Genomic DNA, 15,403 nt, shown 5'->3' with positions numbered 1-15,403 from the left:
AATGTCGCAGAATGACAACCCCGGAGGATGCTTTTCGCATAGTCCGGGGCAGGGGATTGAGGTTTGTGCAAGCTATCATCAACCGATGGTATAGAACTTTAATAAAGTCCGTAAATCTTCGAGACCATTGTCACGGTTTAATGCGTCCTGATAAGCATCAATCAGGTCTTGTGGTGCCGGGTAACACAATTCACGGCTGCCGTATTGGTTACGGTATTCAGTGTGACGTTCCCAGACTGCACCGATAAAGGCTGCAACCAAATACTGTTCCAGCGTATCGTTCATGCTCAGGCATGTCAGGAAATTTGACGTGGTACCAGTACCAAAAATGTCAGAGAATTTGGTGGTATTGATCAGCACTTTAGTTCCAAACATACCTGGTTCACGTTTAGTGCCGGTAAATTTTGGATAATTTGAGTTGCTCTTTTTGGTGTAGCAAGTAGAAGCTTTAACGGTTGTCCACCAGCTTTTACAGTTGTTCTTGGAGATTTCGGTGTATTTGCTGCCTGATTTGGTGTACAGCGTGTACTGATAAGTGGCTAACAAATAATCATTAAAATCAACACTGAAGACATCTTTGATGATTTTAATGGTCGACCATTTTGGCTTTTTATAAGCTGCTGGTTTGCCATCGCTGGTGGATGTTGCTGATGCAACCGCAGAACCTGAGTTACTCAGGCTGGTTTCACCAGGCGTACATTTCAGATCAATACAACCCCAGGCACTACCGCTTTTGATTGACATGATAACGGGTAAAGAACCCACACCAGCGCGGGTTAAAAACTTACGACGTGACAACCCAGGAGCCTGTTCCTGTGGCAGAACTGCAGGGGTCGCAGTTACATCTGTGGTTTGTGTATCGTGATGTTGGTTCATTTTACTACCTCGAAATCAAATTCGATTGAGTTAAGCAAGAAATCAGCCAATATTATAAGTTGCTGATTTAGCAAACTTAAACGCTAGTATCCGTTAGCATTAACGCCAATGTGTAAAACACTCTGACACTTGAAATGTCGTGCTCGTTAATACCGCATATATTAGCGACTTATTTACTAAATTGCGATGTTAAAAACGATATTTCGCTATCTTCGGCACTCGGCAATTAACCGCTTACAAACCGATACAAGGCCTGCAATATTTGCATTTTTTTCGGGTCGTTTTGCTGACTTTCTGCCGCACTTTCCAGCGCCAGCGTGAAATCTTCAAAAGTTAATGCCGGCTGGTCCAAACCCAGCGTCAATTTATCATGACAATAACGCCGCCATTTTTCCATTTCGTCAAACGTCAGGGTGTGCGGGTAGTTCCGGGCACGAAACCTGAACAGTAATTGATTGAGCCGGTCATCCTGAAACTGAATACTATGTCCCTGCAGTGCCTCAGGCGCTAACTGGTGCAGACGTAGCATTTGTTGTTTGTCGTTGTCCGAAGTAAAGCCTTGATAAAGCATATAATCCGGGTTTGTCTCAGCTTTAAATTCAGCGGCCTGCTGATAAAGCACTACCACTTTTTGTTGGAGCTGGCGGTTTTGTTTTAACCAGTCAAGATTTACCAGGCAAGCTTTACGGTCTATCCCGAGTTCAACTGCGCGCGCTTCGGATAGGGTTTTGGCATTGGCCAGCACCGGACATTTATTCAAATGCACCAGCTTTAAGCCTGGTCTTGGTTCATCATCAGCTAAATCTGTCGTTTTACGGTATAGCCGTTCATTGAGCTGCTCAATGGTTAAATCCGCGAGCAAGCGTGGATCAGACTGTAAGTTAAAACAGATCACGGCATTTTTATTGGTCGGATGAAAAGCCAAAGGCACTATCCAACTGCAACAGCCCTGACTTGCCGGAAACTTCGACGACACATGCACCAGCGGCGTCATACCGGCCACATCAATCAGCGCTTGCACTTGCTGTTTTTTGCGATTCTCGAATAAGTATTGAAACAGCTTCGGCTGCGCTTGTTGCACCAGTTTTGCGATGCCGATTGTCGCATATACATCTGAGCGCGCATCGTGTGCATGCTGGTGCTCCAGGCCATTAGCCTTGGTCAAATCTTCAAGGCGAAAACTTGGGTTGCCGTTGTCGTGTCTTGGCCATTGAATGCCTTCCGGACGCAAGGCATAACAGGCACGAACTACATCAATTAAATCCCAGCGACTGTTACCTTGTTGCCATTCACGTCCGTAAGGGTCAAGAAAATTCCGCCACAAACTATAGCGGGTGATTTCGTCGTCAAAACGCAGATTGTTATAACCAACCACACAGGTTTCAGCAGTACTGAATTCCTGCAAAATCCGCTGCATAAACTGCACTTCCGGCAAGCCTTTCTGATTGCATAACTGGGGCGTTAAACCGGTGATTAACGCTGCGACCGGGTGCGGTAAATAATCCGCAGCCAGTTGGCAGTACCACATCTGCGCTTCGCCAAGCGGGTTTAACGCGAGATCGGTACGTAATCCGGCAAATTGCGCTGGTCGATCTTTTTTCGGATCTGCGCCCCAGGTTTCATAATCGTGAAAGTAAAAAGTTGCCGCCAAAATAACGTCCGCCCGCTGAAATGATTGGCCGCAGTATAAGGCAAAGTCGGTTACTGGCAAATCAGCGCCAGCTAATTTAATCAATTGAAATGCTGTGTAATAATGCGCGTGTTCGATCTGAATGGGTTTGATCTGAATGAGTTTAATCTGAAGTAGCAGTGCACTGATGTCTGTTGCCAAACAAGAGTGATAAAACAATGAAGTTCCAATGGCTGGTCGTTTACGCCGCTTTGTTTCAGCTGAAGAGCTTTGCTTTGCTGGCAGCTCCTGATGATTTTTCTGAAGCGAAACGTCTGGCGCAGCGCATCTACAGCGATGAAAACCAAACCTTTTATTGCGGTTGCCCACTACGTTGGCAAGGCGGTAAAGGTATTCCGGACTTAAAAGCCTGTGGTTATCAGGTGCGTAAAAATGGCCCGCGGGCACAACGAATTGAATGGGAACATGTAGTGCCGGCGCATCAATTTGGTCGTAACCTAAGTTGCTGGCAACAAGGCGGTCGTGAGCAATGTGGCCGCAATGACGCCGAGTTCAAACGGATGGAAGCCGATTTGTTTAACCTCAAACCAGCGATTGGCGAAGTAAATGGCGACCGTGCCAATTTTGCTTTTGCTGAGTTACCCGGTGTGCGTGCACAACATGGCGCTTGTCCAATTCTTATTGATTTTAAACGTAAACTAGCCGAACCCAGAGCCGAAATTCGCGGTGATATCGCGCGCATTTATTTTTATATGGCTGATAAATATGCGCTGCAGCTTGAACATTCACAGCAACAATTGTTTTTAAATTGGCATCAGAGTGATCCGGTCGATGCTAGGGAATTGCAATTACACCAGCGTATAGCCCAGCAGATGGGACAGCCCAATTATTTTGTGACCGGCAGCCGAGAGTGGTATCTGGGCTATCCGCCAACAGGTTATGGCAGAAGTGCAACGACGTCATCGGAAGCGATGCCGGTGCGCAACAGCCGCCAGGCGCCACTATCGGCTGCGGTGACTTCAAAGCAGTCATCGGCTGCGATTGCCGGTTCAGCCAAAGTATTAGGTAATAAAAACAGCAAGTTGTATCACTTATCACATTGCCCCGGTTTTAGTCAGGTTGGTGAGAAAAATCGCCGCTGGTTTATCAATGAGTCGGCTGCGATGGATGCCGGTTTTCGCAAAGCGAAAAACTGCGAATAACCAAGCGAGCTGTTCAGATCCAACGGCAAATGCTGTTAGAACGGCCCAGCTGTAACTGCCGATGGTCACTCACGGTTTAGCCAGGTATTTGACGCCCGCTTTATGCCGTCAACCGCAACCCAACGAATTTTCATTGCTATGGCATAGCTTTTCGCGATATTGCTAATCGAATCCGAATCATCCGTATCTTGTTTTACCGAGGAAAGTTATGAGCAGATTATTTTCAGCCTCCGGCATAAAACCACTGGCATTGGCGCTGGTTGTTGCCGGGCTTGCTATGCCTGTTATTGCCAAAACCGACTTTGCCATTGTTATTCACGGCGGCGCCGGCACTATTAATAAAGCCAGTATGACCCAAGCGCAGCAGGCTGATTATGAGCGCACACTCAAAACGGCGGTGGACGCTGGCTACGTGATACTGGAGCAAGGCGGCAGCAGTTTGGATGCAATTACCAAAGCAGTGTTAGTGCTGGAAGATTCGCCATTGTTTAATGCCGGTAAAGGCGCGGTTTATACCTATGACGGCGGTCATGAACTGGATGCTTCAATTATGCGCGGTGATACCTTGCAGGCGGGCGCCATTGCGGGCGTCACCAATGTGAAAAACCCGGTATTGTTGGCGCGCGCAGTGATGGAAAAATCCGAGCACGTAATGCTGGCAGGTAAAGGAGCCGAACAATTTGCCAAAGAGCAGCAGTTGGAATTGGTGGCCAATAGCTATTTTGATACGGAGTTTCGGTTTAAAGCGCTACAAAAGGCGTTGGAAACGATGAATAAAGTGCCGCATCAGGCGTCACAGCGGTTATCGCCAAGCTGGCAACCAGAGTGGAATATGGGCACTGTCGGCGCGGTGGCGCTGGATAAACAAGGCAATCTGGCGGCCGCAACCTCTACCGGTGGTATGACCGCCAAGCGTTATGGCCGGATTGGTGACGCACCGATTATTGGTGCCGGTAACTTCGCCGACAATAGCAGCTGTGCTGTATCGGCCACCGGACATGGCGAGTTTTTTATCCGTTATCGGGTGGCTGCTGATATTTGCGCCCGGGTGAAATATGGCGGCATCAGTGCAGCGGAAGCTGCGGATCAAGTGATCCAACAAGATTTGAAAAAAGTCGGTGGTACCGGCGGTGTGATTGTGATGGATAAGCAAGGTAACATCAGCTGGCCCTTTAATACTGAAGGCATGTATCGCGCCAAACGCAGTGCTGGTCAGGTTGCAGAAGTAGCTATTTTTCAGGAAGTTACAAAAAGCGAGTAATGCTACTGCCGAACCCGGATTTTTGCACTAGGCTTACAAAGTGGCTGCACACACAGCCACTGTCAGTCGCAAAGCTTGTCTGAAAGCTAGTGCTAAAATCAAAAATCCGAGGGGAATTGCATGAATTTACTTAAAGTGGCAGACCAGATGAATCATCATCCCGTCACTTTCCATGCCGAGATGACGTTGGAAACGGCGGTCGATAAACTCACCGATGCCGGCCAGCTTGGTGGACCGGTGATTGATAAAAATCACAAAGTGGTTGGTTTTTTATCTGAACAAGATTGTCTGGCACGGATGTTGTTATCGTCTTACCACGATCAGGTCAGCGCCCATGTCCGCGATGTAATGCGCAGTGAAGTCCTCACCGTCAAACCCAATACCAGCATTATTGATTTAGCCCAGCAAATGCTCGGTGCCAAACCGAAAATTTACCCGGTAGTTGACGATAATGGCGTATTAATCGGCGTCATTAGCCGCACCGATGTACTCCGAGCCATTGATCAGGAACTGCATTCGCATTATCGAGCGGTCAGTTAAGCGCCGCTTTTGCTGATTTGTGGCTGGTTTATGTCCGGCTTTGCTGGATCTGGATCTGCCAACCTTGTAGCATAACGCCCTTGCTGGAATGAGGGCGTTGTTTTGACTGCTGTACCATCTATGACTGCTGGACTATCTGTGATTGAAAGTGTTGCTGCGTTGCGTGAGCAATTGTTTGGCGAATTATCCAATTGTATGAATAAAGACCTGTTTGGCCTGAAAAAACGGCTGCACGGGGTGAATAAACTGGACGCTGTCAAACAGCAAGCCACACTTGAAAAAATTCAGGCCGACATCGATAAATCCAAAACCCTCAGACTTCAGCGCCAACAAACCTTACCTCGTATTACCTATCCGCCCGAGTTACCGGTGGTTGGCAAAAGGGAAGACATCAAAGCAGCCATTGCCGCGCATCAGGTGGTGATTGTCGCCGGTGAAACCGGTTCTGGTAAGACGACGCAGCTGCCGAAAATTTGTCTGGAACTGGGTCGCGGCATCAAAGGTTTTATTGGTCATACTCAGCCACGGCGTCTGGCTGCACGCAGTGTGGCGCAACGTCTGGCCGATGAACTGCAATGTCAGCTCGGCCAGCAGGTGGGTTTTAAAATTCGTTTTGGCGATCACAGCACGCCACTGTCCCACATCAAATTGATGACCGACGGTATTTTGCTGGCGGAAATTCAGCAGGACCGTTTCTTAAATCAATACGACACCATCATCATCGATGAAGCGCACGAGCGCAGTCTGAATATTGATTTTTTACTCGGTTATTTTAAGCAGCTGTTACCCAAACGTCCTGATTTAAAAATCATTATTACTTCGGCCACCATTGATCCACAGCGCTTTTCGAAACATTTTAACGACGCGCCGGTGATTGAAGTGTCCGGCCGTACTTATCCGGTGGAAGTGCGTTACCGGCCTGCAACAGAAAACGAAGATAAAGATGCCGATCAGCTGCAGGCAATTTTTGATGCAGTGAACGAGTTATACCGTGAACCTCCGGGCGATATTCTGATTTTCCTCAACGGCGAGCGCGAAATTCGTGACACTGCGGATGCGCTGGAAAAACAAAAACTGCCGCATACTGAAATTCTGCCGCTATACGCCAGACTCAGCGCGGCGGAGCAAAACCGCATTTTTAAGAATCATGTCGGGCGGCGGATTGTGCTCGCCACCAACGTGGCCGAAACTTCACTGACAGTGCCGGGCATTCGTTACGTGATTGACCCAGGCACCGCGCGGTTGTCGCGCTACAGCTATCGCTCGAAAGTGCAGCAACTGCCAATTGAAGCGGTCAGCCAGGCCAGTGCCAATCAGCGCAAAGGCCGTTGTGGCCGGGTGGCGGCCGGTATTTGTATTCGCTTATATAGCGAAGAAGATTTTCTCGGTCGGCCGGAATTTACGGATCCGGAAATTCTGCGCACTAACTTAGCCTCAGTTATTTTGCAGATGTTGTCGCTGGGTTTAGGTGATATTCAGCAATTCCCGTTTTTGCAAAAACCGGATAGCCGTTTTATCAACGATGGCGTGAAGTTACTCGAAGAGCTGGGTGCGCTGAAAACCGAGCGTGGCGAGGGCCTGCAGCTGGCACCGTTGGGGAAACAACTCAGTCGTTTACCGGTGGATCCTAAATTAGCGCGGATGATCCTTGCCGCCGCCGGGCAAAACTGTTTGCGTGAAGTGCTGGTGGTGACGGCGGCGTTGTCGATCCAGGATCCACGCGAGCGGCCACTGGATAAACAACAAAAAGCCGATGAACTGCATGGTCGTTTTACTGATCCGGATTCAGATTTTATCACCATGCTAAAACTGTGGGATTACCTGCAACAACAGCAAGAAGCTTTAACCAACAACCAGTTCCGCCGCATGTGTAAAGTTGAATTGCTGAATTACCTGCGGGTGCGTGAGTGGCAAGATTTATTTGGCCAGTTGTCGCAGGTGGCGCAGGAACTGCAATTTACGATCAATGAGCAGGCAGGCGATTATCACAGCATTCACAGCAGTATTCTGACCGGGTTATTGGGCCAAATCGGCACCCGCGATTCTGAAGCCGATTATATGGGACCGCGGCAAAGCCGGTTTTTTGTGTTCCCAGGCAGCGGCTTATTTAAGCGCAAACCCAAATGGGTGATGAGCGCAGAGCTGGTGGAAACCAGCCGCTTGTATGCGCGCACTATCGCTAAAATTGAGCCGGAATGGATTGAGCCGTTGGCGCAGCATCTGGTCAATCGCAGTTTTAGTGAACCGCACTGGGAGAAAAAACGCGGTGCGGTGATCGCCTACGAACAAGTGACTTTATATGGCTTGGTGATTGTCGCCAAACGCGCGGTGCTATACAGCAAAATTGACCCGGCGCTTTGTCACCAGTTGTTTATCCGTGAAGCCCTGGTGAATCAGGACCTTGGCAACAACGAGGCCTTTTTACAGCACAACCAACGACTGATTGAAGCGGTCACTGAGTTGGAAGATAAATCCCGCCGGCGCGATATTCTGGTCGACGAAGAAACTTTGGCTGGTTTTTATGCCGAGAAAATTCCGCAGTTTGCGAACAACCGCGTCGATTTTGGCAAATGGTGGCGTGAACAGCAGAAAAAAGATCCGAAGTTCCTGAATTTTGACCCGGATAGCTTGAAAAAACATGGCGCGGATGCGGTGACGGCCGACAGTTACCCGGAATTATGGCGTCAGGGCAATCTGACTTTGCCACTGGAATACCATTTTTCGCCCGGTGCGCCGGATGATGGCGTCAGTTTGATTATCCCGTTAACACTCCTCAATCAACTGCAAAATCAGGGTTTTGACTGGTTAATCCCAGGGCTTCGTCATGAGTTGCTGGTGGCGCTGATTAAATCGTTGCCAAAAGTGCTACGGCGTAATTTTGTGCCGGCTCCGAACTACGCCGATGCATTACTGCAAAGCATTAAGCCGGAAGACGGGCCTTTATTGGATGTGGTCAGCCAACGCTTAAAACGGATGAGCGGTGTGACCATTCCGGAAGGCAGTTGGGAATTATCGGTACTCGATGCCCATCTGAAGTTCAATTTTAAAGTGGTGGATGACCAGGGCCATACCCTAAAACAAGGGCGTTCGCTTGATCTGCTCAAACAAGAATTGCAGGGCAAGGTGCAGCAAACGCTGAGTCAGGTAGCCGAGCAGGGCATTGAGCAGCAAAAACTGACCGAATGGAGTTTTGGCGAATTACCGCGCGAATACATCAAAATTCAAAGCGGTTATGAAATCAAGGCCTTCCCGGCGCTGATTGATGATAAACACAGTGTGTCGATTAAATTGCTGGATAACCCGGAGCAAGCCAGGGCGCTGTCCTTGCTTGGGCTTCGCCGTTTGTTGCTGCTAAATATTCCTTCGCCGGTGAAATATCTGCAAGAATCGTTGCCGAATAAAGCCAAGCTGGGTCTGTATTTTAACCCCTTTGGCAAAGTATTGGAGCTGATTGACGATTGCATCGCCGCCGGTATCGATAGTTTGGTCAGCGAAGCAGAGTGGCCGGAAAGTGACACGCAATTTTTGCAACTGCGTGACAAAGTGCGGGCCGAGATTGGTGATAAGGTGGTGAGCATTGCACTCAAAGTGGAGCAAATTCTGACCATTGGCCACGATATCTCGAAAAAACTACGCGGCAGGCTCGATTTAGCTTTGGCCTATGCCAATGCGGATATCAAACAACAGCTCGATACTTTGCTGTTTAAAGGCTTTGTCACCGCGCACGGTGCCGCGAAACTGGATGATGTGAAACGGTATTTACAGGCATTGCAAAAACGGCTGGAAAAATTGCCGGTGGATCCGCAGCGCGATCGGTTAATGATGCACGAGTATCAGAAAGCGGCTGACGCTTATCAGGCGTTACTCGGTAAGTTTTCCGGCAAAGTGCTACCGCCAGAAGTGGATGCTATCCGCTGGATGCTGGAAGAATTAAAAGTGTCGTTGTTTGCGCAGCAGCTTGGTACGCCTTATCCGATTTCGTCAAAGCGGGTGTTATTGGCGGTGCAGGAATATAAATAACTTCTCGGTTAAAATTTGCTGAAACCGCCGTTGCGAAAATAACGCTGCGGCTTTCGCACCTTTACAGCGGGCGCTGAAAGAATTATAACAATCGGATGATTTATGCGCTGTATCTGGCCAACGCAACAGAGGATGTCATGCTGACTCGTAACGATAAACGAAATTACTTCCGGATGATGGTCAATTGTGATGTGCAGATGATCGTCAACGATCCGGAATCTGGCAGGGTACTCAGCGGTATTTGCCGTGATCTCAGTGCCACCGGGATGTCGGTGGAAATGGACGAACCACTGGAAATGGGCCTGATGCTGCATGTGCGGCTGGAATCGACCAATACCAGTCTGGTACCGCTCGATGCGCATGCCAAAGTGGTGCGTTGTAGTGCTGAAAGTGAAGATATCTATTTGCTAGGGCTGTTGTTTATTGAATTAAATTAGTGGATACCGCAAGGTGTTCCCAGAAACAAGGGCTTAACTGTAACCATAGCAGTGCGCGGAATGATGATGTATGGAGCGCAGTGAGTCCAGGCAGCAGCTGCCTCGTGATAATAGCCACATGCTACACAGTTCACAGTCGAACAAGCCCATTTGCACTTTGTGCAATGCTGCACAGCAGCGCCGAAAAAGCGCGGCGGCGCCAGGTCGGCAACTTCAGTTTTAGTAGCTTAGTCCTTCATCCCAACGAGCAAGGATGATAACTCGTCTGCATGCTCTTCTTCTTTTGCCAGAATTTCTTTGAGCAACCGTTGTGTCGTCGGATCTTTATCCAGCAGATAAGCAATCATTTCTCGATAACTTTCGATGGCGACCCGCTCTGCAATCAAATTTTCTTTGATCATATCTTTAAGAGAACTGCCTTCGATATATTCGGCATGGCTACGTTCAGCTAAACCTGCGGGATTAAAATTTGGCTCGCCACGCAGTTCAACAATACGTTTTGCCAGACTGTCGGCATGCTGCATTTCCTGATTGGCGTGCTCCAGGAATTCAGCCGCAACAGATGTGGCGTGAATACCAGTTGCCATAAAGTAATGTCGTTTATAGCGAAGTACACAAACAAGTTCAGTTGCAAGTGCTTCGTTGAGCAGCTGAATAACGGTTTCACGTTCGGCGGCATAACCAGCAGTCACAGCGCCTTCTTCGATGTGCTTTCGCGCCAGCGCGCGCCGCGCTTTTATGTCAGAAAGAACTGCTGGTGGTTTGGTCGTCTCTTTTGTTTTAGTTTCTTTTAATTTGGTTTCTTGCAATTTAGTCTCGTTTAGCTTTGTCGGTTTCATCGCTCACCTCATGTGCGTTATTTGGTCCTGCCAGCTTAAGTCTTCCGCCTTCGCAAGTTTGTGCGCCACAGTACAAATAGCTATTTAACTTTCAGCTATTACCTAGCATCGACACTACCGCATCTTCAAGGATGATGACTATAAACAGGCCTCGATGTTCGGTACCACGCAGACAGCAGCCTCAGGGCAGGGCATGCTCATAGGCGCGTATTGACTCATCACAGTTTGTTTGGTGTTTATTCGCAAATGTTCATCCTTCCACCTTTTATTGAGGTCAACCTTATGTCAAATACAAACACTGTCGCCTGCAACGCTCATAAAGCAGCCGCCGATGAACACAGGGCTTGTGCAGAGCTCCATAGCAAAGCGGCAGCTTGTCATCAAGATGGCAAACCGGAAGACGCGAAAGCCAGAGCAGAGCATGCGATGCGTTGTTGTAACGAGGCAAATAAGAAATCTGCAACTGCTTGTGGTTGTTGATGATTCTCGAATCTTGTCTCTCCTTGGCTAAGATATGTGCAGCAACAGAACAGCCTGGTAAGGCGGGGCGGTGGTGCTGATGTTTGAATTTATTGCTAGCTTCATCGTGTTAATGCTGGTGATGCTGGCCATGTCTTTTAGCTTTCTGCGAAGTGGACGTCACTTCAAACGCAGTTGCGGTGGCATCACCAATCTGAAAAAGTTGATTGGTTTTACGCCTTGCGAGGCATGCAAGCAAAAATCACTTACTTGTCCGCTCCGGCCGCCGCCGTCAAGAGACTGACGCCGCATGAACAGCCACGACGCGCTCATCATGATGTCCGGTCATTTGGGTGCAATAGCAGACCAGGATTTCATCGAGCTGCCTTTGCGTCTGGTAATTCCGCAAAATGACCTCAATGGTAAAGTTCTGGCAGTTACTTTTTGACCAGTTGCACGACATCACCCGTCAAACAGATGACTTTCTGCGTCAAAGTCATTACCCTTGCTGCAACTTCATTTTTCAAACCTGCAATCGCTATGTCTTCATCTTCAGTCGTAACTTATTTCAGCTGGCGTAATCTGCTGATTTTGCTTATCCCATCGATGCTTGGTTTGTTTTTGTTTATGACACCTATCGCCACTGAAAAAGGCCTGACCATCCCAGTGGCCATGTTGGCGAATATCCTGAAGCAAAGCCTGGGCACGCTGATGCCGCTGATACTAACTTTGATTGTTGGGCTGTCAGCTCTGCTCACTTTGTTGACCAAAGTTCTGCAACCGAAGTTTTTGCAACATCAGGCCTTATGGCAGAAGCTGTTTAATCCGACGTGGGTTTGGGTTTGGGTGCGTTTGGTCGGAGCGGTGTTTATCAGTTTGGTGTATGCAGGTGTCGGCCCGGAGTTTATCCGCAGCTCAGCCACTGGCGCCTTAGTATTTAACGATTTATTGCCGGTGTTGCTCTGTGTTTTTATCTTTGCCGGTCTGTTTTTGCCATTGCTGCTCAATTTTGGTCTGCTGGAAATGGTCGGCACTTTGATGACCAAAATTATGCGACCAGTGTTTCGGCTGCCGGGTCGTTCGGCGGTCGACTGTATCGCGTCTTGGCTCGGCGATGGCAGTGTCGGTATTTTATTAACCAGCAAACAGTATGAAGCAGGTTTTTATACCGCACGGGAAGCTGCGGTGATTGGCACCACTTTCTCAGCGGTCTCGGTGACGTTCTGTCTGGTGGTGCTGGGGCAGGTGAAACTTGAACATATGTTTGTGCAGTTCTACGGTACTATTTGCCTGGCCGGTTTAGTGGCGGCCATTGTGCTGCCATATTTGCCGCCGCTGCGCCGTAAACCGGATACCTATTTAACCGGTGTCGACCAAATGGCTGCTGAAGGTGGGCATTTTAGTCAGCGCTCCATCTGGAAACGCGCTTTTTCGCACGGTCTGCATCGGGCAAGTATGGCTCCAGGACCAGTTAAAACTGCGCAAGAAGGCGTTGAAACTGTATTGGATATGCTGTTTGGCGTATTACCAGTGATTATGGCGGTAGGCACCTGCGCCTTAATGGTAGCGGAATATACTCCGGTGTTTACCTGGTTAGGCGCACCCTTTGTACCACTACTGGAACTGCTGCAAATCCCATTTGCTGTTGATGCCTCCAAAGCGGTGATGGTAGGTTTTGCCGATATGTTTGTGCCGTCGATTTTGATTTCGACCGTGCCGAATGAAATGACCCGCTTTGTGATCGCCGCTTTATCGGTGACTCAATTGATTTATATGTCGGAAGTTGGCGCCTTGTTACTTGGCAGCAAAATTCCGGTGACGCTGCTTGATTTACTGCTGATTTTTTTATTGCGGACATTAATCACTTTGCCGGTGATTGCGGGTGTGGCGCATCTGTTGTTCTAATAGAGTGTTTTAACTGTGTGTTTTAGCATAAAACGGACAACAGAAATAAAAAGGGACAGCCAGTTGCTGTCCCTTTTTTATTGGCATTTAAAATGGTGCTTAACGCTTAAATTCCACATTAAAAGTTACAGGTACCAGCAGGCTAATGTCGTTCAGCTTGGCGATTTCCTGCAGCTTGCGAACACCGGTTTCCAATTTAAACGAAGCGCTGTTAACTAACACCGGCGCAGTGGTGGCCGCCTGAACTTTGCCATCGGCGAGTTTAGTCAAGGTCAGCTGTACCGGTAAGGTCTGAGTTTGATCAAGCAGCGTCAGGCTTAACTCGGTGCTGTGCTGCATACTGGCGCCAACCATTAAATCAGACAGCAGCTTTGGATCAATAGTCGCAGTAGCACTGATATTCGGGAAGGATTTAGCTTTCAGCACATGTTCCAGCATCCGCTCGTTGCGAATTGGGATCAATGTGTCGATTGTTGCCACCGGAATTTGCACTGAAACTTTGCCATCATCGGCCCAGCTCCCGGACAGCTGGCTAAATTTATGCACCTCAGCCACCACACCGTTTTTCACTGACACAAAACGTAATTGAGATTGCACCGGATCAAGCTGCCAGGCAGCCTGGCTGGCAAAAGTAGTAGAAAGGGCAACGGCGGCAAGTAATAAACGCATATCAACTCCTGTTGAAAGTTCGGGAAAAGCAAAACCCTATCATAACCAAGCGTGATGACAGCAACCAGTGAAAATCGGAACTTTAGTACAGGCTTTGTGTTAAATGGTGGGATTAAAGCGACTAAAAGGGCAGGATTTAGCCGTTGGAGATTACAGCGCCATCAGCCGAAGTGCTGATGGCGCTGTAAGTTCTATTATTGGATCAAGCAAACCAAGCCTTTCAGGTAATGACCTTCAGGATAAAAACTGGCGATTGGATGGTCCGTAGCCTGACTTAAGCGTTCGATAAACAAACAACCCCGATTGGCATCCAGTGCTGCATCCGCCACCACTTTGTGGAACAGACTTTCTTCAATCAAACCCGAGCAAGAGAATGTCAGCAGCAATCCACCTGGTTTAACCAGCAACATTGCCAGACGGTTAATGTCTTTATAACCACGGCAGGCGCCGACTAACTGACTTTTGTTTTCAGCAAATTTTGGTGGATCCAGAATGACCATATCAAACTGTAAACCCTGATCTTTATACTGACGCAGCAGTTTAAACACATCGGCCTTGGTGTTGGTCAGTTTTGACAAAGGCAGCTGATTCAGTTGGACATTGCGAGTCGCTGTTTCCAGCGCCAAATCAGATAAATCAGCGTTGGTCACGTGATTCGCACCGCCTTGCAGCGCCGACAGAGCGAAAGTGCCGGTGTAGCTGAAACAGTTCAGCACATTTTTGCCTTTGGCGTAACGGCCTGCCGCGGCGCGGCTGTCCCGTTGATCCAGATAAAAACCGGTTTTGTGGCCGTTAATTACATCAACCAGAATATTCAGGCCGTTTTCTTTAATCACCACTTCGCCAGACTCACGCGGCAAGTGCAACCAACCGGTTTTTGGCTCTAAACCTTCTTTTTTGCGAACATCGGCATCTGAACGTTCATAAATACTGTAACCGGCAAATGTTTGTTTCAGCGCATTAACAATGTGCTTGCGCTGACGCTCGGCACCGGCACTCAGTAACTGACACACCAGTACATCGGCGTACAAATCGATGGTGACACCCGGCAAACCATCGGATTCAGCAGCAACCACCCGGATACCATTTGTTTGGTCTAGGTCGAACAATTGCTGACGCACGGCCCAGGCTTGTTGAATACGACGTTGGAAAAAATCGGCATCGATGACTTCGTTTTGATCAAAGGTCCAGACGCGGGCGCGAATTTGTGAATTGGGTGAATATGCACCACGGGCAACAAATTCGCCTTTTTCAGTGACGATGTCTACCGTATCGCCAGCGTTTGGAGTGCCATGCACCTGTTTTACAGCCTGGGAAAACACCCATGGATGGCGGCGTTTTAAAGATTTATCGCGGTCGGCTTGTAAAATAATACTGGAGGTCATGGCATTGCTTCTGTGTTGGCGGAAAAGAGCGGCATTTTAGTGTGTGAAGCGTCAAAGCTAAAGCAAAAGTTATGATTTGGCGTGGTGTTTGTTTACGACTACGAGGTCATCGGTGTTTTCCCGCGATTTTCGAAACCAGGAGTGCATTGTCGCCAAGGGGGTCGATGCGTTAAGGTGAGT

At 48.6% G+C, this 15,403-nt stretch carries 13 protein-coding genes; 8 read left to right on the top strand and 5 right to left on the bottom strand.

Going from position 1 to position 15,403, the window contains the following annotated elements; genetic code table 11:
• Window positions 1-78 precede the first annotated feature (78 nt).
• Window positions 79-876: a hypothetical protein gene (locus A5320_RS07940; RefSeq protein ID WP_068063310.1), complete on the bottom strand. Its 798-nt coding sequence runs from the start codon at window positions 874-876 to the stop codon at window positions 79-81.
• A 226-nt stretch (window positions 877-1,102) separates the two neighbouring features.
• Window positions 1,103-2,611: an exodeoxyribonuclease I gene (sbcB, locus tag A5320_RS07935; protein ID WP_231916679.1), complete on the bottom strand. Its 1,509-nt coding sequence runs from the start codon at window positions 2,609-2,611 to the stop codon at window positions 1,103-1,105.
• Window positions 2,612-2,724: 113 nt separating this feature from the next.
• Between sbcB and A5320_RS07930 the strand changes: the two genes are divergently transcribed.
• The 5 genes from A5320_RS07930 to A5320_RS07910 all read left to right on the top strand — a co-directional run bounded on the left by A5320_RS07930 (window position 2,725) and on the right by A5320_RS07910 (window position 9,966).
• Window positions 2,725-3,708, top strand: a complete 984-nt coding sequence (locus A5320_RS07930; RefSeq protein ID WP_068063308.1) for an endonuclease — start codon at window positions 2,725-2,727, stop codon at window positions 3,706-3,708.
• A 208-nt stretch (window positions 3,709-3,916) separates the two neighbouring features.
• Window positions 3,917-4,969, top strand: coding sequence for an isoaspartyl peptidase/L-asparaginase family protein (locus tag A5320_RS07925; RefSeq protein WP_231916678.1), 1,053 nt, complete (start codon window positions 3,917-3,919; stop codon window positions 4,967-4,969).
• A gap of 120 nt (window positions 4,970-5,089) precedes the next feature.
• The gene (locus A5320_RS07920; protein WP_068063307.1) at window positions 5,090-5,509 is read left to right on the top strand and encodes a CBS domain-containing protein; all 420 of its coding nucleotides are present in this window, start codon (window positions 5,090-5,092) and stop codon (window positions 5,507-5,509) included.
• A 138-nt stretch (window positions 5,510-5,647) separates the two neighbouring features.
• Window positions 5,648-9,529: an ATP-dependent RNA helicase HrpA gene (gene hrpA, locus A5320_RS07915; protein ID WP_231916677.1), complete on the top strand. Its 3,882-nt coding sequence runs from the start codon at window positions 5,648-5,650 to the stop codon at window positions 9,527-9,529.
• A gap of 137 nt (window positions 9,530-9,666) precedes the next feature.
• Window positions 9,667-9,966, top strand: a complete 300-nt coding sequence (locus A5320_RS07910; protein ID WP_068064733.1) for a PilZ domain-containing protein — start codon at window positions 9,667-9,669, stop codon at window positions 9,964-9,966.
• A 227-nt stretch (window positions 9,967-10,193) separates the two neighbouring features.
• Here the strand turns inward: A5320_RS07910 and A5320_RS07905 are convergent, their stop codons facing one another.
• Entirely contained in the window at window positions 10,194-10,805 is a 612-nt protein-coding gene (locus A5320_RS07905) for a ferritin-like domain-containing protein (RefSeq protein ID WP_082971630.1), read from the bottom strand.
• A gap of 559 nt (window positions 10,806-11,364) precedes the next feature.
• Between A5320_RS07905 and A5320_RS07895 the strand changes: the two genes are divergently transcribed.
• From A5320_RS07895 to A5320_RS07890, 3 genes are all read left to right on the top strand, one after another.
• Window positions 11,365-11,568, top strand: a complete 204-nt coding sequence (locus tag A5320_RS07895; RefSeq protein WP_157605737.1) for a hypothetical protein — start codon at window positions 11,365-11,367, stop codon at window positions 11,566-11,568.
• Window positions 11,569-11,574: 6 nt separating this feature from the next.
• The gene (locus A5320_RS21930) at window positions 11,575-11,712 is read left to right on the top strand and encodes a hypothetical protein (RefSeq protein WP_157605735.1); all 138 of its coding nucleotides are present in this window, start codon (window positions 11,575-11,577) and stop codon (window positions 11,710-11,712) included.
• 92 nt (window positions 11,713-11,804) lie between these two features.
• The gene (locus A5320_RS07890; protein ID WP_068063300.1) at window positions 11,805-13,169 is read left to right on the top strand and encodes a YjiH family protein; all 1,365 of its coding nucleotides are present in this window, start codon (window positions 11,805-11,807) and stop codon (window positions 13,167-13,169) included.
• 99 nt (window positions 13,170-13,268) lie between these two features.
• Here the strand turns inward: A5320_RS07890 and A5320_RS07885 are convergent, their stop codons facing one another.
• A complete protein-coding gene (locus A5320_RS07885; RefSeq protein ID WP_068063298.1) occupies window positions 13,269-13,838 on the bottom strand; it encodes a YceI family protein in 570 nt (189 codons plus the stop codon).
• A 194-nt stretch (window positions 13,839-14,032) separates the two neighbouring features.
• Window positions 14,033-15,223, bottom strand: a complete 1,191-nt coding sequence (locus A5320_RS07880; RefSeq protein ID WP_068063296.1) for a class I SAM-dependent rRNA methyltransferase — start codon at window positions 15,221-15,223, stop codon at window positions 14,033-14,035.
• Window positions 15,224-15,403: the final 180 nt, after the last annotated feature.

Origin of the sequence: Rheinheimera sp. SA_1 (assembly GCF_001669775.1) — a bacterium.
GTDB lineage: Bacteria > Pseudomonadota > Gammaproteobacteria > Enterobacterales > Alteromonadaceae > Pararheinheimera.
The sequence above is the reverse complement of the archived record's forward strand: the minus strand, read 5'-3'. Positions and strand labels throughout refer to the sequence as shown.